This is a genomic window from Micromonospora sp. ABR4_055 (assembly GCF_056160425.1).
The window spans coordinates 1-22,262 of the sequence record NZ_JBSWXD010000114.1; the positions used below are offsets into that span (position 1 = coordinate 1).

Genomic DNA, 22,262 nt, shown 5'->3' on the forward strand with positions numbered 1-22,262 from the left:
TGATGGCGATGGACCTGTCCGTACCGGAGATCACCGCCGCCGACGAGATCAAACCCATCGTGATCGCACTGTCCCCGGCCCGCTGCACCCCGCCCCTGGTCGACAGCCTCCGCGACGTGCTGACCAGCCACCCCGGATCGGCCGAGGTGCACGTCAAACTCGTCAACGGCGGCCGCGCCACCCTGCTGCGCCTCGGCCCGCACCGGGTCGCCCCGACCACCGCCCTGATGGCCGACCTCAAAGCGCTCCTCGGACCAAGCGCAGTATCGCAGGGTGACGAGTAGCACGGCTTCGCGTTGATTCCGGAGGGTCAATCAAACCCGGTGCGGTGGTGCTGGACACGGCCGCCGACGCCAGCAGTGAGCTGGGCCTGTCGCTACAGAGCCCGTCCGGCGGTGAGGACCGTGGACATCGAGTGTCTACAGTTCGCGGTGATCCTCTAGAAATTCGACAAGGTTCCCACTGGGATCCTTGACAAATAGATACGACACCCCGGTGTTGCCGATGCGAGGGGCTACCACGACTGGTATCCCGCGTGCACTCAACATTGTCATGACTTCTTCCAAGGATGCCACTTGAAGTGCGAGATGCTTCCAGCCAATCCTGGGCAAGTCTGTCGAAAGTTCGCTTGCCGATTGTGGCGCGGCAACATACTGACGATACTTCCAGATCTCTAGGAATGCGTTGCCGAGTTTCAGGTGTGCGACTTCGAAACGGCCGTCGGGATCGACATATTCTAGCACTGGGCGAAACCCGAATTGTCCGTAAAAAAGAATCGATTCAGAAATATCATCAACACTGACGGCGACGTGATGGAACCTAAACGAAGTCATGGCGACATCGTGACGTTCGCGTACAGGAGGTCCTGACAGCCGAGCCGCTACCACTTGCCGCGGCTGCTCCGGAAAATTGACCTCATCGAAAAGAACCCATTCAATAACGGCGACCTCATACATTCGAGTATGCGTGTCACCGCGTGCGAGAAGATATGGATCAAGTGCGGGTCGAGATGCCGGCCAACGCTTGACGAACGTTTCAGCCTCGGGACCGATTCCGTGGGTACCGAGTTCGCGGGCGACGCCGGTGAAGGTCACGCCGCGAACCTTTTGCCCCAGCCCTTCTAGCGACATCGCGATGACACTACCTGCCACACGTCCATCGTGGCGAATGCTGGCGCTGTGGAGTCGATCATCGCGGGAAATAAATCGAAGAATGTCGGGATCAAAATGGGCGTCGTACCACACGTTACTTACAGACGGCCAGCCGTCGGCGGTCAGCGTCGCGAGTTGCATGAGCTTGCCGCAATGGACGTACTCTTCGAGCAGTTCGCGTAGGTTCGTCACCGGGCGCCTCCATCCTCGATCGCAGTCACAGTAAGTTGCGGTTGCCTGAGGGAATGAAGAACCTCTCGCCATTGTCGTACTGGTTCGCCGGATTCGGGGACAAGACGATCGAACTCCCGTGCCCGGCGGATAACTGTAATGCCATGGTATGTGTGGCGATCCAAGATTGCGCCAGTGGCAATGCGGCATGCCTCGGCCACCTCGCCGGACTGAGCGTAGGCGCTGGCCTGCTCGAATCGGGCCAGTGCCGGCTCGGTCGTTTCGTGAAGATCGTAAAGGCTGATGGCACGCTCTGCGGCTACCGACGCCATGTCAGTGTTCCTCAGTTCCACCCAACCGCGGGCCTCGTAGAAGGCGAGCTTCTCCGGAAGAAACGAGAATATTCCTGGCTTGACGAGGTCCTTTGGCGACCGGTCGAGAACGTCTCGTGCGCGTTCGATCGATCTCTGAAAGGCGTTGGCATCGGCCAACATGGCGTGTGCCTTAGCTCGGAACGCCCACAGCCAAGCAATGGCCGGCGACGGAGAACGAGCACCGTCTAGGCGCGGGATCACGCCGGCGAGGACGGCACGCGGGTCAGAGGTGTAGGTCGGCAGATAAGTGTTACCGGCTAGCGCGATGTCCGCCAGGAACTGATTGCCGGCCTCTTCTGCGGCTCGGCGGGCAACGGTGTACCAGTGGGCGGCCAGAGGAAATTCCCCCTGATTGAACAGGATCTCACCGGTGATTGTCGCGAACATCGCGCCACAGATGGAAAGTTCTCGTTGGGAGCGCAGCGTCTGCTTCGTTTCCAGGAGCCTTCGCATGTTGCGAAACTGCCAAACCGTCTGGGCGAGCAGTGTCGCAGGAGGAACCCTGACCACCTGTACCCCCAGGTCTGCGGCTTCCCTGCCGATGACCTCCAAACGCACGGCGCTGATCGATCCTCGATCGAGCGCTTCGTGCATACGACTAGGCTCAGACCACAGCCTATCCAAAAATGCGGCCGCCATCACCGCGCCGCCCATTTGAACCACTCCACGACGATCCACTGCTGCTACCTCCTCGTTCCCTGGCGGGTTCTCGCTCGCAACCATCTGGGAGCCGTCGACTGCTTGCTCGCCAGGACTTGCCAAGGAAAAGGGCTCAGCTGCCACCATATCGCTGAGATCGGGTGCGCGTCGCCTTGCACGCTGGAGGCGTTCGTCCCGTTGGGCCTGTTGTCGGTGCTTGACGATCAAATCCTGCAACCTGTCGTACTCTGCGACAAGACTGCCCCGGCAGCCCAGTTCCTGATCGCACGTCGTCCAGAAGGCCTGGGATGCCTTTCCGGATCCAGTTTCGACGCTCGCGACAGTGCTACGGCTGTAGTTGATTTGGCGAGCCAAGTCGGACTGGCTCCATCCAGTGGCATTTCGCGCGGTGGCAAGCCCGAGACCGAGACGCCGCCGTGCCTCCGCGATCTGATCCTTGGTCACCACCACCACAGTCTCCACTACCAAACCATGATCAGACCATGGTCGGCTGTCGCTTCTGTGTCGCATCTTCCTGCCGTCTGTAGGTGACAGGCCACGACCCGCCACCTTCATGGTGTCACCCACTGCCACCATCAGGGACCGTGCCCTGCGGCTGGGATACTGACGCGGTGCCCACCGATCCCGGACCTCAGTTGAACACCAGTCTCGTGAGCCGGTACGCCGACCTGCGCAAGCAGGCTGGCGGGATGAGTGAGTCGGTACGCGGGATGCGGTTCATCACCCTGCTCGCCGACGCACTGGTGCGCGACGGAATCGACGCCGAGGCCGATCAGCGGGGGCCGCACGGCGAAGTCGACGTCGCGTTCTGTTACGACGGCACTGGTGGCTGCTGGAGGCGAAGTGGTACGCCGACCCGATCACCGACGAGCCGCTACGCCACCTGAGTGAGGTGCTGACCGAGCGGCGACCGGGCACCATGGGCATCCTCGCCTCGTGGTCGGGATTCGCCGCCAGCTCGCTACGCCGCGCCGAACGATCCCGCGACGTCGTACTGCTCGACCGCACCCACTCGGAAGCATTGATCAGCGGTGCCGTGTCCGGACCCGAACTGATCGACGCTGTGAACCGGTCGCTGTCGGTGTTCGGCCACCCGAACCTGCCGTTGGCGACGCTTCTGCGCCCACGACGCCCGGACCCGGCACCGCTACGGTCGGGTGCCCCCAATGGCTTCACCCCGGCTACTGTCGCAGCACCCGGCGCGGTAGACCCCACCGTGACTGCCTACAGCGCCACGATCGCCGGCATCACCGCCGACCACGGCCGACTGCTCATCACCGTGGACGACGGCATCATGAACCTCGCCGTCGGTCGCCGCGCCCAGCCTCGCTGGCGTCTGGAACTCACCGACTGCGTCGGCAGCCCGTTAGCCACGACCGATGGTGACCTTTTTCGTAGTTCGCAACGGCGGGGTGCCGCGCCACCGGCAGGACGCCTTGGAAGTGGCCTCAGGCGGCTTCACCCGCCGCCGATCATCGTCCCCGGCCCATACGGCACGCCGTGGCTGCTGGACCGCGACACGGTCGGCTGGCCCCGGCACCGAGCGCGCCAGCCTGGTGCAAATCGGAGACCCCTCGGCGACCAGCAGCGATGGCCCGCAGGGCTCCCGGTGGGTGCCTGCCAGGCGGCGTGCTGGCTGCACGAACGCACGTTCTTCGTGCTCGGCGACGGGCACAGCGCGATCACCGACGTCGACACCTTCGAGCACCGGTGGGTCGTGACCCCGGTCGGCCGGCCGCACGGCCTCATCCGTCTCGACGAGCGCCATGTCCTGATCGTCGGTGCCGATCGCCACGTCCTCATCACGGTCCTCGACACCGCCACCGGGCAGGCGACCGAGCCCACGCCGATCAACCTGACCGGCCCGGTGCGCGGAGCGGCGCGTATCCGCGATGCCCTGTTCATCCTGGCCGGCGCACCGGTCGACCACGCCACCGTCGTGCCGGTAGTTGCTCGACTTGACCTGCCCAGTCTGGTGTAGTTCCCGTCCCTTCGCGGAGGCCGCGTCCCCAGCGTTCGATGAGGCTGCAGGGCGAGCACGCCCCCGGCGGTCGGACCTTCCACCCGGCCATCAGCAGCGGCGAGCGCGGAGCACCGCCGCAGCCGACCCGCAGGAGGCGTGGATGCACAACCGCATCCGGGCGGCAGGGCACGCGGTCGCGACGTTCGCGACCGACTACGCCCGCAACCCGCGCGGCCCCGGGATCGGTCTGCGCGCCAACGTGCCGAAGGTGCGGGTGTCGCTCGACACGGTCCAGGTCGCTCAGATCGCGGTCGAAATCTGCCGGATGGCCGGCTAACTCCGAGACCGGCGGGTTCTCGATCAGCCGCCACCAGCGCGACCTCTACTCCGCGCGGCTGACGATCTCCGACAACCGGCTGGGCACCGTCAACCCGGAACTCCTCGCGTTCGGCGACGAGCTCACCTGAGCTCCAAGCCGAGCCACTGGCTCAGCTTCTCGATCTCCTGGCCCACCGCGCTATTCATCGCCATGGTGAAATTTACGTCTCGGTGGATCGCGGCGACCTTGAGCACCCCTGCCTTGCGGTCGGCGGTCGCGTCCAACTTACCCACCAGCCGGTCGCCGTAGAGGATCGGCAGCGCGTAGTAGCCCCAGCGGCGGCGCGCGGCCGGCTTGTAGATTTCCAGCTGGTACTCGTATTCGAAAATCTCGGCCATACGCTTACGGTCGTGCACCAACCGGTCGAAGGGTGACAGCAACGCCGCCCGGCCGGTGAACGGCTGGCCCAATGCAGCCGGGTCGACCCGCCACTGGCCGCGGGTGCCCTCCACTACGGCCGGCTCACCCGCCTCGCCCACGTCCCACGGCTCGACCGCGCACTCCTGCCCGCGGGCCCGCGCGATGCCCAGCGACTTCAGCCGCCGCTCGTCCTGCATGCGCCGCGCCTTCTCTGCCGGCACCACCGGGTCGTCGCGGTACACCCGTTCCGCCAGGTCCCACAGCCGCTGCCGGCCCTGCCGGCCGGCGACCGCGACCTCACCCAGCTGCACGAGGAACTCCAGCATCTGCGACACGTTGCGGTTGTTGGTCCACCCCGAGGATCCCCAGGGTTGTACGGCGGTGTCGGGCAGGTCCCGCGAGACCATCGGCCCCGACTCGGTGAGCCGGGCGAGGATATCGCGCCGGAAGGCGTCATTGACCCTGACCCATTCCCACCGCGCTTCCCGCCATAAGCTGTTTTCGCCGCGTCCGGACCGTTCCTCCATATCCGCGCGATACAGGCGCATGTCTTCCGCGGGCCGGATCATCGCTCGCAGTTCGACTAGCGTGCGGTCCTGCAGGGCAGCGTCGAGCTGCGCCGGGGCGTACGAGTTGCCCAGCCGGCTCCAGGCCACCAGGTCGGCGCTGGGTGCCACGGCCGCGGTAGGGTCGATCTGCAGCAGAGTCAGTTTGCGGACCACGTCGAGAAGGTCGGTCGGCTGTTGCCGATCGAGCAGTTGAGCACGTACCGCGATCCTCCGCGCGTCGGCACGGGACAGTTCGTGAACGGTCATGAGCCGACCATATTGCTCGGAGCCGCCGCGGGCACGCTTTCGGACACGGGCTGGGCCGCTTTGCGGATCGGTTTGTCCGGAAGCCCGCGCAGGCTCGCCTGCCGAGACGCCACCACCGCGGTAATCAGCATGACCACCCCGATCACCAGCATCAGCATGGCCATCCCCCGCCCCGGGCCGACCCCGATGACCGAGCCCACGGACCCGGCGAGGGGGCCGTCCGCCAACAGCAACGGCTCGAAGAGCCGGTCTGCGACCGGACCGGCCATCAGATACGACGAGGCGAGCACCAGGCCGCCGACCATGTTGTAGGTGGCGAAGACCCGGCCCTGAATATCCGGCTCGACCTCGACCTGCAGGATGTTACGGCTCGTGCCGTCCACGATGGTGAAGCAGAACGTGAAGCCGAAGGCGGCGACCATGATCAGCGAAATGCTCGGCCGGAGTGCACCGAGGCACAGGAACAAACCGAGGGGTATCGCAAAGCCGGCGAGCCCGATGATCCGGCGGCGGGGGCCGCCCCAGGTCGCGAGTGCCAGGCTGCCGGCCACCGCGCCGGCCCCCATGCACGCGATCACGATGCCCAGGCTCGCCGCGGAGGCGAACGAGAGCACCAGCGGGGTGAGGACCGCGTCGGCGTACCCGAGGCTGACGTTGAGCGCCACGCTGAACAGCAGAATGGTCACCAGGGTGTTCCGGGTGGCAACTATGCGCCAGCCCGCCCGGATCTCGGCGATCAGTCCGCCGGACGGCGTCTGGCCGGCCTCGCTGCGAGGCGGGCGCGGGATCCGGATGAACGCGAGAATCACCGTGTTGAACACGAACGTCGCGAAGTCCACGAACAGCACGCCGTTGAGATCGATCAACAAGTAGAGGACACCACCGGCGGCGAAACCGACCGTGTTGCCGAGCGCATGGGCGAGCATGACCACGCCGTTGGCGCGTGCCACCTGCTCGGGTGGCGCGAGTAGTACGATGCTGGCGCTCAGAGCCGGCAGCTGGACCGCACGGATCAGCGACTGGATACCCACGAAGACGAACACATGCCACGGCTGCAGCTCACTGGCGGAGTGGAGCAGGGCCAGCACGAGAACCGGTACGGCCGACACCACCTCGCTGACGATCAGCAGGGCCCGCCGGCTCCAGCGGTCCACCAGCGCGCCGGCGAGAGGCCCGAAGATCACTCCGGGCAGCAGACTCATGAGAAGCGTGAGGCTGTACTGCGTGGCCGACCCGGTGTCGTGGAACACCCAGACGCCCATCGCCAGGCTGGTGAACGCCGACCCGAGAACCGAGGTCAGCAATCCGACCGAGAACACAAGGAACCTAGGCATGCCGGGAGCCTGCCATCAGCTGCGGGGCATCGGCGGACACCGGTTCCGGTGACAAGACGCCTCGGGCGGGGACGCCTACGTTGGGCTGAAACCGACTCCGGAGAGGACGTAGGAATGGCTGAGAGCGTAACCGGCACCGAGATCAAGGGTCTGACGGCCGAGCAGGTGCGGTCCTTCCAGGAGAACGGGTTCATTGGACCGTTCGACCTCTACCCCGAAGAACAGGCACCGGTCCTCTGGGGTCAGGCCATGATCGAAATGGTCACTTCGGCCAACAAGCCCCACGACTCCAACATCATCAACTATGACCGTCATCTGGACTGCAACACACTCTCGGAGCACATCGCGCACCCAACGATCGTGCACAAGCTGCGCAGCCTGATGGGCAGCGACATCATCTGCTGGAAGACCAACATCTTCGAAAAGCAGCCGGGTGAGGCCGGCACCGGCTGGCATCAGGTGGAGGCGTTCACCGTCTTCGAGTCCGGGACGGTCGCCTACCCCTCGCTGCGGTACACCGAGGAGAGCACCGCCGCCACGCAAGAGCTCACTGTGTGGACGGCCTTCTCCGAGGCCGACGAGGAGCACGGCTGCCTGCGATTCATCCCGGGCAGCCACAAGAAGTGGTACTACGACGAGACCAAGCCCATGTCGCGCAACGTGGAGAGCAAGTCGCACGACTTCTTCGGCTACGACTACTCGGAGCTGAAGCTCGACAAGGACTGGGACCCGGACGCCGCCACCATCGTCAACATGCCACTGAAGCCGGGCCAGTTCGTCATCTTTCTCGCCAAGTGCATCCACGGGTCGCTGCCCAACATCAGCGACACCAAACGCCTCGGGCTCGCCACCCGCTACGTCTCCCCCTCGGTCAGGGTCTACGAGCACATCGACAGCCTCAGCGGGTTCGGTGACGCGATCAGCCTCGACTACCACGGCAGCGTCCTGGTCTCCGGCGAGGACCGGTGGGGCCACAATCGGATCCTCCAGAACAACCTGAACGGCTTCCCCTTCCCCAAGGTCGAGTCCTGATGGGCACCGACGACGGCTACCGCCTCAAGTTCGCCGAGTTCCTCGCGACCCAGCCTGTCGCCAAGGACGTCACCGCCGAGCAGGTGCTCCGGGCGCAGACCCGCGACGAACTGGGGATCAGCTCACTCAACATGATCGTGGTGATGTTGAACTACATCAAGGAACACACGAACGACACGGTCACCCTCCGCCCGGAGTGGGTCCCCAAGATGGTCGACGTGGACGGCATCGTCGCCGTGCTCCGGGAGATCGACGCGAGCAAGGTCGCGCAGCCGCAGACATGACGCCTACCCAGGACGATCGAAGGTGACCATGGCTATGGACCAAGACGACATCGGCATCGGCTCGTTCGCGTACGTCGTGGGCGAGCTGGAGTGCAAACCCGCAGACATCCCGGGCTTCGACTCCCTCTGGCAGTCCGTCTCCCCCAAGACCGAATTCGCTGCGATGGGGTGCGAGACCTATCGGAGGATGCCGGGCCCGGTGTTGCCATACGTCGTTGACGCCGTCCACCGCACCCTGCGCGACGCCGAGGTGTCGCCCTCGGCGGTGAGCCACATCGTGTTCGCGACCAGCGATCCGACCCTAGCCCGGCTGCCGCACGACTTCGCGATCCGGGTCATCGACGCCGTCGGGTTGACCGGCTGTGTGCCGCACCTATTGTCTTTCCAACGTTGTTGCAGTTCGCAAACCGCGCTGCGACACGGCCGGCAACTGTTCGCCGACCCGGGTGTGCACAACGTGCTCGTGGTCGCCCTGGACTTCACCCCGGACGACCGCGATCGGGTACGCGACTATGCGCTGTTCAGTGACGGCGCGGCGAGCTGCTTGTTGACGCGAGGCGCACCGGGGCTCGTCCGGCTCGTCTCGTCCTCGATCCACGTGGACAAGGACGGGCTGCGCGGCCACGACTCGATCCTCAGTCGCAAGGAGATCGCGGACAAGGCGCTAACCGCTGTCCTTGCCGCAAGCGGACGGCGCTTAGAACAGATCACGAAGGTGTTCACCGCCAACCTGTACCAGCCGCTGATGCTGTTCAACGCCGCTGCGGCGGGTCTGCCGCCGGACCGGCTGCACTACGCCGAGACGCTTGCCGCCTACGGGCACTGCGGTAACACCGACTGGATGATCAATCTGGCCGACTACCACGAGAAGTCCGGCATCATGGCCGGGCAAACCTACCTCGCCCAGGCGCCGGCCCAGGGCTTTCACGCCTGTACCCTGCTCGAGGGTTCCGCATGAGCGAGTCCACCGCCCAGCTCCCGACCGGCCTGATCAGCGCTCTGCGTTCGCTGGCCGCGGCGGCTGGCGCCGACGACATCACCGCGTTGTCGATTGGCGCTGGGGTGCTGGCTGCCCGCCTGCCACGCGCGGGCACGAACGTGCAGGTCCGGGTGGTGCACGGCCGCCGCGAGGCCGTCGTCCCGGCGGCCGTCGCCTTGCACGACAGTTTCCGTACGGCGCTGCGACAGGCCGGCCCGGACACGGGCGCCGACAACGATCCGCCGGTGACCATCAGAATCTCGGACGACGACCAACACCTGTACGTCAAGAGCTCGACGGATTCAGCCGACATCCCGACCGCACGGGCCTGGGCACACGCGTTCCCAGCGTTGCTGACCGGCTTGGCCGGCGCGCCGGACGTCCCGATGCTCACCCACTGCCTGGTCGACGACGACGAACGTGACCTGATCCTGCGCCGGCTCAACCCGTACCGTGTGCCGAAAAGCCCCTACCGCACGATGGCGGAACCCTTCGAGGAGCAGGCGGAACGCAGCCCAGACACGGTAGCGCTGCTCGACGAGCACGGCTCCACCGTCAGCTACCGGGAGCTGAACGAGCGTTCGAACCGGCTGGCGCACCACCTGCGCGAGCGGGGCGCCGCGCCGGGCATCCGCATCGCCGTCTGCCTGGAACGTGGGATCGACCAGATCGTCGCGATCTACGCCGCTACGAAGACCGGCGCCACCTATGTGCCGATCGACGCCGACCTGCCCGGCGAACGTGTCGCGTGGATGCTCGACGATGCGGCAGCCGACCATTTGCTCACCGACCACGCCTGCCGCGACCGGGTTCCGGACGGCGCCTGGGAGATCCACGAACTCGGTGCCAGCGACCCGCCGTGGGCCGGCCGTCCTACGACGAACCTCATGGTTGACGGCGGACCCGAGGCGATCGTCCACATCCTCTACACCTCGGGGACGACCGGTCGCCCCAAGGGCGTCGCCACCACCACCGCCGCAGCTCTCGCCAACATCTTCTGGATGCAGGGCCAGTACCCATTCGACGAACACGGCACGGCGCTGTACAAGGCGTCGCCGGGATTCGACATCTCGATCTGGGAGATCTTCTGGCCGCTGTATCAGGGTGCTCGCACAGTGATCTGCCGGCCGGGCGCCGAGCGCGATCCCCGACACCTCGCCCGGCTGACCGAGACGTACTGCGCGTCGCAGATCTTCCTCGTTCCGACGATGCTGACCGCGTTCCTGGAAGAGGTGTCGTCGGCGAGGGCCGGTGCGCTCCGGTGGATGCTGTGCGGTGGTGAGCCGATGAACCCGCGGATCCGGGAGACGTTCTACGCCCGCCTGCCGTCGAGCGTCCTGATCAACGCCTTCGGCCCTACCGAGGCCGGCCCGGTCACTGACAACACCGTCGCCCGGGCTGCGGACGGCCCGGTTGTCCCGGTCGGCCGGCCCGCGGACAACTTCCGAGTGACCGCGCTGGACGCGAGCCTGGGGATCGTGCCGATCGGCGCGCCCGGGGAGGCGTACATCAGCGGTCAGGTCGGCCTCGCCCAGGGTTACTGGCGGGCGCCGGCCCGTACCGCCGAACGGTTCGTCGCCGACCCTTACGGCCCGCCAGGATCGCGTATGTACCGCACCGGTGACCTCTGCCGTTACCGCCCCGACGGCGCGCTGGAACACCTCGGCCGGATCGACCGGCAGGTCAAGATCCGCGGGATGCGGATCGAACCCTGCGAGATTGAGACGGTCCTGGCCGCGCATCCCGCGGTCGGTGACTGCGCGGTCGTCGTACACGGCGAGCCCGTTCGCCTGCTCGCCTTCGTCGTGCCGGCCGGCCGAACGCGAACCTCCGAGATGGATCTCACGGCGATCGGTGAGTACGCGGCGACGCTGCTGCCCACCCATATGCGACCCGAACGGCTCGTTCCGGTCGAGCGCCTTCCGGCGACGGTGAACGGCAAGATCGACCAGGCGCGGCTGGTCGCCGTCTGGCAGGAGCTGACCGAACGCGAACGCCGTGTCGTGCCGGCCGCCGATGCGTACGAGAAGGCCCTAATCGACATCTATCGTCGGATCCTGAACACGTCACCGATCAGCGTGCTGGACACCTTCGGCGAACTCGGCGGACACTCGATGCTCGTGTTCCGGCTGCTCGACGAGTGCCGGGCCGCCCTGCACGCCGTTCCCGACCCGACCATGGTCCTCACCGCGACACTACGAGATGTGGCGTCATCGATCCACCCGCCCACGACGGTACCGGAGGCCGGTCTTGAACGACTCGACGATCAGCGGTACGGACAAGCTGGCTGACTCGTTGCGCGGTGACCTAATCACCCCAGCGGACCTGAGCTACGACCAGGCCCGGACGGTGTGGAACGGTGACATCGACCGCTACCCCGCATTGATCGCCCGCTGCGCCGGCCCGGACGACGTCGCGACCGCGGTCGCCTTCGCTGCGGAGCGGGAACTGCCCATCGCAGTGCGCGGCGGCGGGCACAGCGTGGCCGGTCACGGGCTCTGTGACGACGGCATCGTGCTCGACCTGTCCAGAATGCGCATGGTCCGGGTGGATCCGCAGCGCCGGCTGGCCCACGTACAGGGCGGGGCGCTGTGGCAGGACGTCGACCCCGCCACCCAGGCCCACGGCCTCGCGGTGACCGGCGGGATCGTCAGCGAGACCGGCGTCGGCGGGCTGACGCTCGGCGGTGGGATCGGGCATCTGATGCGTCGGTGCGGTCTCACCGCGGACAACCTGGTCGAGGCCGAGGTGGTGACTGCGGACGGGAGCATCGTCTCGGTCGACGCCACGAAGCATCCGGAATTCCTGTGGGGGTTGCGCGGCGGCGGCGGCAACTTCGGGGCCGTGGTGCGGTTCGGTTTCCGGCTACACGAGGTGGGCCCGACCGTCCTGGCCGGAATGATCGTCTATCCGCTGGCCGACGCCCCCGCCGTCCTGCCACGTTACCGGGAGCTGATCGCGGACGCCCCGGAGGCCTTCGGCACGATCCTCAACCTGCGGCTCGCCCCAGCGGTAGCCGCCATTCCCGCGAAGCTGCACGGCACCCCAGTGGTGGCGATCAACGTATGCTGGTCCGGCAACCTCGATGCGGGCGAGACGTACGTCCGTGGCCTGCGAGCCCTGGGCCGGCCCGTGCTCGACACCGTCGCGCCAAAGCCGTACGTCGACTTCCAGCAGGCGGTCGACCAGACCTCGCCGCCCGGAAAGCACTACTACTGGCGGTCGGTGGACCTCGGCCCCCTCACCGACCCGGTCATCGACGTCATCGTCGAGCACGCCTCGCAGATCACCTCTCCGTTGGCCGCCGTGCCGATCTATCACCTCGGTGGAGCCGTCAGCCGGCTGCCCGAAGGCGGGAGCGCGTTCGGCTCGCGCCACGCCGGACACAACATCAACATCTTCGGCGCCTGGGAGCCGGAAGGAGACGACCGGGAGCGACATGTGGCGTGGGTCCGCAACTTCAGCGCAGACATGGCACCGCATTCGGTAGGGCGGTACGTGAACTTTCTGAACGACGAAGGATCGGACGGGGTCCGCACCGCGTACGGCGATCGGTGGCAGCGTCTGGTCGCGCTGAAACGGCGCGTTGATCCGAACAACCTTTTCCGCTACAACTTCAACATCGAGCCGGGCAAGGAGGACGCGTGAGATTCGGCATCATGATCGTCCCCGAAGACCGGTGGCAGACCGCCCGCCACAAGTGGCGCCGGGCCGAGCAGATGGGGTTCGACCACGCCTGGACCTACGACCATCTGAACTGGCGCGCCTTCCGCGCCAAAGAGTGGTTCACCGCCGTCCCAACGCTGACCGCAGCCGCGATGGAGACCCAACGGATCGAGATCGGGGTCCTGGTCGCCTCACCGAACCTGCGACACCCGGTGCACCTCGTCAAGGACATCACCGCCATCGACGACATCTCCAACGGGCGGCTCATCCTCGGGCTCGGCGCCGGCGCCGAGGGCTTCGACTCGCAGATGACCCGCCGGAGGCAGTGGACCAAGCGCGAACGCACTGCCCGGTTCGAGGAATACGTCCAGCTCGCCGATCTGCTTCTCACCCAGCCGGTCACCTCGTTCGACGGCGAGTACTACCTGGCCGACGAGGTCCACTCCCAGCCGCTGTGTCGACGGCAGCCACGTGTCCCGTTCGCCGTCGCCGCGTCCGGGCCGCGGGGCATGCGGCTCGCAGCCCGGTACGGCTCCTTCTGGGTGACCACCGGCGAGCCCAACCGTTTTGCGGCTGCACCCTACGACGAAGCCCTGCCGGTGCTTCGCCGCCAGGTGGAGGCGTTCGAGCAGGCGTGCGCCGAGGTCGGACGCGACCCGGCCGACGTGTCCCGCCTGCTGGTCACCGGTCCTACCGTGAGTGGGGTCCTTGCTTCCAAGGAGGCGTTCTTCGACGCGGCTGGACGCTTCGCCGAGGTGGGCATCACCGACGTCGTTGTGCAGTGGCCCCGCCCGGACGAGCCGTTCCCGGGTCGTGAGGAGGTACTCGACGAGATCGCTGCTGAGCTGGACCGGCCGGCCTTGACATAATCCGGCTGATCCGCTCGCTCGACGAGGAGCACAGGTATGGCAGCCATCGAGTTCGATGAGATCGACCTGGCCGGTGCCCGGTTCGTCGGCACCGATCTCTCCAGCGCCGTACTGCGCGGGGTCGAGGTGTCCGGAATGGAGATCGAGTCGCCGTGGCTCTTCGAGGGCGGCTCGCTGAGCGTCAACGGTGTCGACGTGGTGCCGCTGGTCGAGGCCGAGCTCAACCGACGCTTTCCCGGCCGGGCTGACCGTCGCGCCACCGACCCGGACGGTTTGCGGGCGGCCTGGGCCTCGCTCGAGCGGATCTGGGCCGGCACGCTCGACCGGGTCGCGGCCATGCCGCCCGGCACGGCGGAGGTATCGGTGGACGGCGAGTGGTCATTCGCGCAGACGCTGCGTCACCTGGTGCTCGCCACCGACGTATGGCTGCGCAAGACGGTGCTGGAGCTGGATCAGCCGTTCCACCCCCTCGGGCTGCCACACCGGGGCGCCGATAAGGACTGCTTGGACATGTCGGTGTTCGCCACGGCCACCCCGACGTACGCCGAGGTGCTAGAGGTCCGGGCCGGTCGCGTCGCGATGGTGCGCGACTTCCTCGCCGCCGTCGTCCCCGGCACGCTCGGCGAACCCCACACCGATCCGTGGCGTCCCGCGCACGAACAGACCACCCTCGCCTGCCTGCACACGATCCTCGAGGAGGAGTGGGAGCACCACCGCTACGCCATACGTGACCTCGACGCGATCCTGGCTGTCCCCTAAAGCGGGGAAGCCTCCGGACGGCGCAATCGGGTGACCATGAACCGAGAATCCTCGCCGCATCCGCGTCCGGAGTGATCAGTCATGACAGTGTCACCATCGGCCCTCGCACCGCGTTTTCATCACGTCGGGGTGCAGACGAACGACCTCGACAACAGCGTCCGCTGGTATTCCGAGTTCCTCGGCTGCGAGCAGGTGTGGGTCCTCGACCGGTTCTCCGAACTGACCCGCAGCCGGCTGCCGGGCATCCGCACGTTGACCGAAATGGTAGTCGGCGAGGTGCGCATCCACCTGTTCGAGCGGCCTGGGCAGGCGGCCAACCCAGGGCAGAGCGCGGTGCAGTTCCAGCACTTCTGCTTCCGCGTACACGACCCGGACGAGTTGGTCACCACCCGGCAACGCTGGATCGACCTGTACAAGTCCGGCCGGTTCAGGTTCGCGCTCGACGAGCAGCCGACCGACATCGTGGTCGACGATGACGGCATCCAGAGCTTCTACGCGTACGAGGTCAATGGGCTCGAACTCGAGTTCACCTACCTACCGGGCGAACAGTCGTGACGGTGCTACGACCCGCGTTGAGCGGCCCCTCGGCGGGCGTGGCGTCGACGCACTGGCTCGCGGCCGGCGTCGGAACGGCGATCCTCGACAAGGGCGGCAACGCGTTCGACGCGGCGGTCGCCGCGGGCTTCGCCCTGCAGGTGGTGGAGCCGCACTCGAACGGCCCGGGCGGCGATGTCACGATTGCCGTCTATTCCCGGTCCACCGGCACGGTCCGGATCATCTGCGGCCAAGGCCCCATGCCCCAGGCTGCGACCATCGCTGCGTTCGCCGAGCTCGGCCTCGATCACATCCCGGCCTCCGGGGTGCTGCCGGCCTCCGTACCGGGAGCGTTCGGGGCCTGGCTTCGGCTGCTTGCCGAGTTCGGCACCATGCCCCTGGCGTCCGTCCTCGAACCGGCGATCGGCTATGCCTCACGCGGCTATCCCCTGTTGCCCAGCGCCGCCCAAACGATCGCCGCCATGGCCCCGCTGTTCCGGCAGGAGTGGCCCGACTCGGCGCGCGTCTATCTGCCCGGCGGGGAGCCGCCCGCGGCCGGGTCCAGGATGCACAACCGGGAGTTGGCCGCCACCCTGGAGTGGATCGTCCACGAGGCACAGGCCGCCTCGGGCGAGCGGGAGACGCAGATCGCTGCCGCGCACTCCGCGTTCTATCAGGGTTTCGTCGCCGAGGCGATCGACGGCTACCTGCGTACCACCAAGGTTCTCGACTCGACCGGCCGGCGGCACCACGGCCTGCTGTCCGCCGACGACCTCGCGGCCTGGCAGCCGACGGTGGAGGAGCCGTACGAGCTGAGTTATCACGGGCTTTCGGTCTTCAAGCCCGGACCGTGGACGCAGGGCCCGGCCTTCCTGCAACAGCTCGCTCTCCTCGAAGGGCATGACCTGCGGGGCATGGGCTTGAACAGCGCCGACTACGTGCACACCCGGGTGGAGGCGGCGAAGCTCGCGTTCGCCGACCGTGAGGCCTGGTATGGCGACCCACGGCACGTCCAGGTGCCGATGGACGCGCTGCTGGCGCCGGACTACACGGCGCTGCGCGGTTCGCTGATCGCCTCGGACGCAGCGCTGAATCCCCAACCGGGCCGACCGGACGGCCGCGAGTCCTGGATCCCCTGGGCCGAACCGGCGCCGACCCCGGCCGACGAACCCGCGTGGATGACGAACCTTCGCAGCGGCCTGCCCACCGTCAGCTCGGTCGCGAAACGAGCCGGCGCCGGCAACACGTGCACCATCGCGGTGGTGGACGGCGTTGGCAACATGGTGGTCGCCGTCCCCAGCGGCGGCTGGCTCAAGAGTTCGCCAGTCATCCCCGGCCTGGGTTTCGCACTCGGCACCCGCGGCCAGACAGCGTTGCTGACCGAAGGACACCCGAACTCGCTCGCGCCGGGCAAGCGTCCCCGCACGACGCTGAGCCCGACCATAGTGCTGCGCGACGGCTGGCCGTTCCTGGCCTTCGGCACTCCCGGCGGCGACCAGCAGGATCAGTGGACGCTACAGACGTTTCTGGCCACCACCCAGTTCGGCCTCGACCTGCAGGCGGCGACCGAGACCCCCACCTTTCACATCGACCATTTCCCCCAGTCCTTCGCACCCCGCGCGTCCCGGCCGGGCGCCGTGGTGGTGGAGCGGTCGTTCGACCGCGAGGTCATCACCACGTTGGGACAGCGAGGCCATGTCCTGGACGTGGTACCCGAGTCCACCTTAGGCAAGGTCTGCGCCGTCGGCGTCGACCCCACCACCGGCTTCCGACTCGCCGCCGCCGGTGCCCGCGGCCGCCAAGCGTACGCCATGGTCCGCTGACACCCATTCGATGGAACGGCCCGGATTCCATAGACACTGCTGGTCAGTCCTGATGGCGTCGCGGGCTACCGGGTCCGACAGCATTGTCGGCGGCGAAGCCGGGTCACGTCACCGATCGCAGCCCGGCCAGGTGGGGTACGCCACCACGGCAGACGTCATTGCCGCTACCGCCGTCGACCTTCTGATCGGTCTCGACCGGTCCAGAGCGGGCGTCGATCACGTTGTGGCCGGCCATACCGCACAGAACGTTGACCAGGCTGTTGCACTCGAACCAGGCCTCGGGTCCAGGGGGTCGTCGCAACACCTGAGTCGATCAAGAGAGTTGCGATGTCTAGGTCACTGCCCCGGTTCCGGCGGGTCGCGTTCCGGGACGCGTCCGGGCGGCCAGACACGCCGCCTCGGCGCCGATTCGAGTGTCGAGGACGGCCGACTCCCAATAGAGAACGAACAACACACCGCCCGACCGACGACCACCAGCGTCGAGTACGCCGTCTGGCCGCACGGGTGCTGAACAGGGGTTCCACTCCAGGTGGCGTTCACGGGGCCGACCTGCACGGGCAGCCCAGGCATCACCGCTCAGATGCCGCAACGGGCGACCCTGTTTCCGGTGACAAGACGGCCGGAGCCGGCCCACATACGGTGTGATCCTGGCGAGATCTTCTCGGAGGGAGCGCGGCGTGAGCAGGCTGCCGTCCAACGCGGACTGTATCGGGCCGATCGCCCTGCAGGACGGACTGCTCGACGCCGTGCACAGCCTCGCTGCGGCGGCCGGAGTGGAAGACTTCACCCCGTTGTCGATCTGCGCCGACGTGCTGGCCCGACGGTTGCCGCGCCCGGGCACGAACTGCCGAGTCCTGATCAGCCGGGGGACGAGCGAGGTGGGCTGCCCCGCACCTGGCGCCCCCGATCTCAGCACCAGCTTCCGTGACGCGCTGCGGCACGCCGCCATCCCACGGGGCACCGGAAAAGTCGACGGCTCGGCCGCCGTGATAATCCTGGTCTCGCGGGCCGGAAGGCAGCTGTATGTCGAGACTACGACCGAGTCACCGGATGTCCCTTCGGCACAGGCCTGGGCGGGCGCTTTCATCGAGCTGCTCGCCGGTATGGCGCGCGATCCCGACGCGCCGATGCGGAGCCTGCCGCTGGTTGGGGCCAGGGAGTGCGAGCGGATTCTGCACGGCCTCAATCCGTACCGCAAGCCGGACATCCAGTTCCGCACGATGGCGGAACCGTTCGAGGAGCAGGCAGAACGTACGCCGGACGCGGTGGCGCTGCAAGAGGAGGACGGGACCACGGTCAGCTATCGGGGGTTGAACCAACGGGCGAACCGGCTGGCCCACCACCTGAGCGGGCTCGGCGCCGTGCCCGGAACGCGGATCGGAATCTGCCTGCGGCGCGGCATCGACCAGATCGTGGCTGTCTACGCCGCTGTCAAGACCGGCGCCACGTACGTTCCGATCGACGCTGACCTGCCGGAACGGCGCATCGCGCTGATCCTGGCGGACACGACGCCGCAGCACGTGCTGACCGACTCCCACTGGCGCAGCCGCCTTCCGGACGGCGGCTGGGCGATTCACAGCGCCTCGGCCGCAGGTACCGGCTCGGGGTGCCCGGTGACGAACCCGGTGCTCGACAGCGCACCCGGGCCGTTGCACATCCTCTATACCTCCGGTACCACCGGCCGTCCCAAGGGCGTCGTCTCGCGCGCCGGCGGCGCTCTGGCCAACATTCTCTGGATGCAACGGCGATACCCGTTCCGATACGGCGACACGGCGCTCTACAAGACCTCCCCCGGCATCGACATCTCGATCTGGGAGATCTTCTGGCCGCTCTACTGGGGCGCTCGTCTGATGATCTGCCGGCCCGGTAGCGAACGGGACCCGCGGCACCTGGCACGGCTGGTCCGAGAGCACCACGTCTCGATGGTCTTCATGGCGCCCACGATGATGCCGGCGTTCCTGGCGCATTCCGCACCGGGCGGTCCGAGGTGGGTAGTGTGCGGCGGTGAACCGATGAACCCGCAGATTCCAGCGACGTTCGCGGCGGCGATGCCCGGCAGCTCGCTGGTCAACGCGTTCGGCCCGACGGAGGCCGGTCCGGTCACCGACGACGTCGTCGATCCTGGCTCGGTCGGCGGGTTCGTCCCGGTCGGCCGGCCCGCGGAGAACTTCCGGGTGACGGTGTTGGACGCCGGCCTCGGATTGGTGCCGATTGGCACGCCTGGGGAGGCGTACGTCAGCGGTGATGTCGGTCTTGCCGACGGTTACTGGGGGCAGCCGGGCCAGACCGCGGAGCGCTTCGTTGCGGACCCGTACGGTGCGCCGGGTTCGCGAATGTATCGCACCGGCGACCTCTGCCGCTACCGCGAGGACGGCTCGCTGGAGCACCTCGGCCGGATCGATCGGCAGGTGAAGGTTCGTGGGCTGCGGGTGGAACCCGGGGAAATCGAGTCGGTGCTGGCAACGCACCCGGCGGTTGGGGACTGTGCGGTGCTGGCCCACGGGCAGCCGCTGCGTCTGCTCGCCTTCGTCGCGCCGGCCGGCCGCGGCTCGGCCGCCGATCTGGACCCCGCTGCGATCCTCGAACACGCGGCGGGGCTGCTGCCCCGGCAGATGCGGCCCGAGGAAGTCATTCCGGTGGAATACCTGCCGGCGACGGTGAACGGAAAGGTCGACCACGACGAGTTGATCAAGCTCTGGCTGCTGGAGGAGAAATCCGGATGTCGTCACCGGATTCCGTGACTGCGCCCGGAACCGGCACCATCTAGCGTCGTAGAAGGACTCCGATGCTCCACCGACAGGAAAGGGTCTACTGGTCTGATGCGAACCCACTACGTGGCCGACACGTCGCTTGACGATGAGCGTCTGGCGAAGGATCTGCAGCAGGCAGCCTCGTTCCCGTGGTCCGATGCGTACAGCGATTTCGTGTTCGGCGGCGCTTGGAAGAGCTGCATGCTCTGGGCCCGGGGTGGGGACGCAGGCGACGGGGTAGTCACCAATTACGACCACGGACGGCCCGCGACCTTTACGCAGCTCGGCGAGCAGGTGCCCTATCTGCGCGAACTGATCACGAGCGTCGCCGACCTGGACCGGCTGAACTTCGTCCGGCTGGCCAAGGTGCAGAACAGCGTCATCATCCCGCACCGGGACCTGCTCGAACTGAACGAGATCGCCGACGACACCCGCAACGCCCACCGGATGCACATCCCGTTGGTCACCAACGAGAACTGCTTCTTCAACGAAGGTGACACCGTATACCGGATGCGCAAGGGCGAGGTGTGGTTCCTCGACGCCTCGGAGATCCACTCGGTGGCGGTGCTCTCTGCCGATGAGCGGATCCACCTGATGTTCGACTTCGTAGACCTACCATCAGACAAACCGTTGACCACTGTTGGGAGTGCCGGCGCGGACGCAGGAATCCCCCAGGATCGGATGGTGAAGCGACCGCCGCTTACCGGCGCCGACCACGCCGCGCTGATGGCGCTCGCCGGTCTACTGACGATGGAGACGGTCAACGAAGTCTTCAGCATCGTCATCAAGAAGCACTTCCGGTACGACGGCGGCGACAACTTTGTCTGGAGCACCATGACCGACCTTGCCCGCGCGTCCGCCGACCCGGCGATCCTGCCGTACATCGAGGCGCTGCGGCGCCACTACACCTTGGAGCGGTCCGCCGGTTAGTACGGACTCACAACCTGAGAGGGATCCATGAAGCAGGGTGTCAGTGGTGCACTGTCCGATCTGCCGGCCTGCGGGCGATGGGACTTCGGTGGATTCGCCTACGGCCTCGAGCCGCTTCTGCTGCCAACGGTGGGCGCCCCCGACGCCGGGCCGGCGGACGTGGTGCCGGCCGGAGCGTACGCCGAGACCTGCCGGTATCTGCGCACAATCGGTGAGACTGGCCTGCCGGAGCTCGACGTCGAGCCGCAGGATCTGTTCTGGTTCCGGTGGATCACCGGGCACCAGGTGTGCTTCATCGCGTGGCGGCTGATCGCGCAGCTTCTCGACGACCTGAACGAGGGCCGTCGCCCTGCCGGCGAGGTAGTCGCGCCGATCAGCCGCTACGTCGATGGCTACTCGGCGATGCTGCTCTACACCGGCTCGTGCCCGCCCGACCTCTACAACGTGCTGATCCGGCCCAGCATGCGGCGCCGACACCGGGCGTTCAGCGGCAGCTGGGCGCCGGACTACTGGCCGATCCGCGACCTCTTCCGGTGCCGCAGCCTGCCCCCGATGGCGCAGGCGGACGCCGACGAGCTCACCGCAGCCATCACGCTGCTGCACCAGGTGCACGACGGTGTCGCCGCGCGTCTGGTGGCCAACGGCAGATCCCTGCTGCGGGAGGCTCAGGTCCGCGGACCGGGCCACCGGCTGGCCGGGATGATCTATGACTCCTATTTCACGACGTTGCGTGCCCCGGTGCCCAGGCACGACGTGGTGGCTCAGCTGCTGCGACGGTTGGTCGCTATCGCCCAGGACGTCGCGGCGAACAGCCTGTATCCGATGGATAGCGACGGAGACCGGCCGCCCGAACTGCGTACACCCGAGGTGATTAAGTTCGAGGGCGACTTGGCCGACACGCTGCTGAGTGTCGCCGAGAACGCGTGCGAACTCTCACCCAGATCCTCCGCATGAGCGCCCCCGACCAGCGGGCGATCGAGGAGGTGCACGCTCTGGAACGCCGCCGCCGGCACGCACTCGTGGCCGTCGACCTCGACGCGCTCGACGCGATGTTCGACGAGTCGCTCGTGCACACCCACGCGCACGGCGTCACGCACAGCAAGGCGGAACTGTTGGAGCACACCGCGAAGCGCCGCCCCTATCTCGACATCACCCGGGGCGAGCTGCTCATCCGGCTCATCGGCGACGTCGCGGTGGTGACCGGGCCACTGACCAACCTGTTGCGTTCGCCCGACGGCAGTGAACGCACTCTCGCCGGCGTCGCCACCCAGGTGTTGCGTCGCGACGAGAGCGGTGGTTGGCGATTCGTCAGCTTCCAGATGACCCCGTACGCCTGAGCACACACGGTGGTGGGGGGGGGGGGGGGGGGGGGGGGGGGGGGGGGGGGGGGGGGGGGGGGGGGGGGGGGGGGGGGGGGGGGGGGGGGGGG

General features: G+C 67.3%; 22 protein-coding genes. 17 read left to right on the forward strand and 5 right to left on the reverse strand.

All coding sequences use genetic code 11. The annotated features are described in order from the left end of the window. Window positions 1–284, forward strand: a 284-nt coding sequence (locus ACXAHD_RS22795; RefSeq protein ID WP_475053038.1) for a hypothetical protein, incomplete at its 5' end; no start/stop codon positions are given. Between the two features lie 135 nt (window positions 285–419). Here the strand turns inward: ACXAHD_RS22795 and ACXAHD_RS22800 are convergent. After that, window positions 420–1,343: a VOC family protein gene (locus tag ACXAHD_RS22800; protein ID WP_475053040.1), complete on the reverse strand. Its 924-nt coding sequence runs from the start codon at window positions 1,341–1,343 to the stop codon at window positions 420–422. Further along, the gene (locus ACXAHD_RS22805; RefSeq protein ID WP_475053043.1) at window positions 1,340–2,818 is read right to left on the reverse strand and encodes a helix-turn-helix domain-containing protein; all 1,479 of its coding nucleotides are present in this window, start codon (window positions 2,816–2,818) and stop codon (window positions 1,340–1,342) included. Before ACXAHD_RS22805 ends, ACXAHD_RS22800 begins: the two co-directional genes overlap by 4 nt. Window positions 2,819–2,967: 149 nt before the next feature. On the opposite strand from ACXAHD_RS22805, the gene ACXAHD_RS22810 reads away from it, so the two are divergent. From ACXAHD_RS22810 to ACXAHD_RS22820, 3 genes are all read left to right on the forward strand, one after another. Next, window positions 2,968–3,243 (forward strand): hypothetical protein, encoded by a 276-nt coding sequence (locus ACXAHD_RS22810; RefSeq protein WP_475053045.1) that lies wholly within the window; start codon window positions 2,968–2,970, stop codon window positions 3,241–3,243. A 5-nt stretch (window positions 3,244–3,248) separates the two neighbouring features. Next, window positions 3,249–4,337 (forward strand): hypothetical protein, encoded by a 1,089-nt coding sequence (locus ACXAHD_RS22815; RefSeq protein WP_475053048.1) that lies wholly within the window; start codon window positions 3,249–3,251, stop codon window positions 4,335–4,337. Window positions 4,338–4,479: 142 nt separating this feature from the next. Continuing rightward, the gene (locus tag ACXAHD_RS22820; RefSeq protein ID WP_475053050.1) at window positions 4,480–4,656 is read left to right on the forward strand and encodes a hypothetical protein; all 177 of its coding nucleotides are present in this window, start codon (window positions 4,480–4,482) and stop codon (window positions 4,654–4,656) included. Window positions 4,657–4,778: 122 nt separating this feature from the next. On the opposite strand, the gene ACXAHD_RS22825 is transcribed toward ACXAHD_RS22820, so the two are convergent. Beyond that, entirely contained in the window at window positions 4,779–5,873 is a 1,095-nt protein-coding gene (locus tag ACXAHD_RS22825) for a DNA glycosylase AlkZ-like family protein (protein ID WP_475053053.1), read from the reverse strand. Beyond that, on the reverse strand, window positions 5,870–7,207 hold the full coding sequence (locus ACXAHD_RS22830) for an MFS transporter (RefSeq protein ID WP_475053056.1): 1,338 nt from the start codon (window positions 7,205–7,207) through the stop codon (window positions 5,870–5,872). Before ACXAHD_RS22830 ends, ACXAHD_RS22825 begins: the two co-directional genes overlap by 4 nt. A 114-nt stretch (window positions 7,208–7,321) precedes the next feature. Between ACXAHD_RS22830 and ACXAHD_RS22835 the strand changes: the two genes are divergently transcribed. The 9 genes from ACXAHD_RS22835 to ACXAHD_RS22875 all read left to right on the forward strand — a co-directional run bounded on the left by ACXAHD_RS22835 (window position 7,322) and on the right by ACXAHD_RS22875 (window position 17,153). Further along, a complete protein-coding gene (locus ACXAHD_RS22835) occupies window positions 7,322–8,239 on the forward strand; it encodes a chlorinating enzyme (protein WP_475053058.1) in 918 nt (305 codons plus the stop codon). Then, window positions 8,239–8,523: a hypothetical protein gene (locus ACXAHD_RS22840; protein ID WP_475053062.1), complete on the forward strand. Its 285-nt coding sequence runs from the start codon at window positions 8,239–8,241 to the stop codon at window positions 8,521–8,523. The genes ACXAHD_RS22835 and ACXAHD_RS22840 overlap by 1 nt, the downstream gene beginning before the upstream one ends. A gap of 34 nt (window positions 8,524–8,557) precedes the next feature. Then, window positions 8,558–9,481 (forward strand): hypothetical protein, encoded by a 924-nt coding sequence (locus ACXAHD_RS22845; RefSeq protein ID WP_475053065.1) that lies wholly within the window; start codon window positions 8,558–8,560, stop codon window positions 9,479–9,481. After that, complete coding sequence (locus ACXAHD_RS22850) at window positions 9,478–11,793, forward strand: non-ribosomal peptide synthetase (protein ID WP_475053068.1); 2,316 nt, start codon at window positions 9,478–9,480, stop codon at window positions 11,791–11,793. The genes ACXAHD_RS22845 and ACXAHD_RS22850 overlap by 4 nt, the downstream gene beginning before the upstream one ends. Beyond that, window positions 11,753–13,150 carry an FAD-binding oxidoreductase gene (locus tag ACXAHD_RS22855; RefSeq protein ID WP_475053071.1) on the forward strand — a complete coding sequence of 466 codons (1,398 nt, stop codon included), beginning with the start codon at window positions 11,753–11,755 and terminating at the stop codon, window positions 13,148–13,150. Before ACXAHD_RS22850 ends, ACXAHD_RS22855 begins: the two co-directional genes overlap by 41 nt. Beyond that, window positions 13,147–14,037 carry an LLM class flavin-dependent oxidoreductase gene (locus ACXAHD_RS22860; RefSeq protein WP_475053073.1) on the forward strand — a complete coding sequence of 297 codons (891 nt, stop codon included), beginning with the start codon at window positions 13,147–13,149 and terminating at the stop codon, window positions 14,035–14,037. Before ACXAHD_RS22855 ends, ACXAHD_RS22860 begins: the two co-directional genes overlap by 4 nt. 36 nt (window positions 14,038–14,073) lie before the next feature. Beyond that, on the forward strand, window positions 14,074–14,796 hold the full coding sequence (locus tag ACXAHD_RS22865; RefSeq protein ID WP_475053075.1) for a DinB family protein: 723 nt from the start codon (window positions 14,074–14,076) through the stop codon (window positions 14,794–14,796). A gap of 81 nt (window positions 14,797–14,877) precedes the next feature. Continuing rightward, window positions 14,878–15,351 carry a VOC family protein gene (locus tag ACXAHD_RS22870; protein WP_475053077.1) on the forward strand — a complete coding sequence of 158 codons (474 nt, stop codon included), beginning with the start codon at window positions 14,878–14,880 and terminating at the stop codon, window positions 15,349–15,351. Next, on the forward strand, window positions 15,348–17,153 hold the full coding sequence (locus ACXAHD_RS22875) for a gamma-glutamyltransferase family protein (RefSeq protein WP_475053080.1): 1,806 nt from the start codon (window positions 15,348–15,350) through the stop codon (window positions 17,151–17,153). The genes ACXAHD_RS22870 and ACXAHD_RS22875 overlap by 4 nt, the downstream gene beginning before the upstream one ends. 103 nt (window positions 17,154–17,256) lie before the next feature. On the opposite strand, the gene ACXAHD_RS22880 is transcribed toward ACXAHD_RS22875, so the two are convergent. Next, complete coding sequence (locus ACXAHD_RS22880) at window positions 17,257–17,454, reverse strand: hypothetical protein (protein ID WP_475053083.1); 198 nt, start codon at window positions 17,452–17,454, stop codon at window positions 17,257–17,259. A gap of 490 nt (window positions 17,455–17,944) precedes the next feature. Between ACXAHD_RS22880 and ACXAHD_RS22885 the strand changes: the two genes are divergently transcribed. From ACXAHD_RS22885 to ACXAHD_RS22900, 4 genes are all read left to right on the forward strand, one after another. Continuing rightward, window positions 17,945–19,894 carry a non-ribosomal peptide synthetase gene (locus ACXAHD_RS22885; protein ID WP_475053085.1) on the forward strand — a complete coding sequence of 650 codons (1,950 nt, stop codon included), beginning with the start codon at window positions 17,945–17,947 and terminating at the stop codon, window positions 19,892–19,894. Between the two features lie 78 nt (window positions 19,895–19,972). After that, window positions 19,973–20,833 carry an aspartyl/asparaginyl beta-hydroxylase domain-containing protein gene (locus ACXAHD_RS22890; RefSeq protein ID WP_475053088.1) on the forward strand — a complete coding sequence of 287 codons (861 nt, stop codon included), beginning with the start codon at window positions 19,973–19,975 and terminating at the stop codon, window positions 20,831–20,833. A gap of 129 nt (window positions 20,834–20,962) precedes the next feature. Then, entirely contained in the window at window positions 20,963–21,787 is an 825-nt protein-coding gene (locus ACXAHD_RS22895; protein ID WP_475053090.1) for a hypothetical protein, read from the forward strand. After that, window positions 21,784–22,170 (forward strand): YybH family protein, encoded by a 387-nt coding sequence (locus ACXAHD_RS22900; protein ID WP_421367779.1) that lies wholly within the window; start codon window positions 21,784–21,786, stop codon window positions 22,168–22,170. Before ACXAHD_RS22895 ends, ACXAHD_RS22900 begins: the two co-directional genes overlap by 4 nt. Window positions 22,171–22,262: the final 92 nt, after the last annotated feature.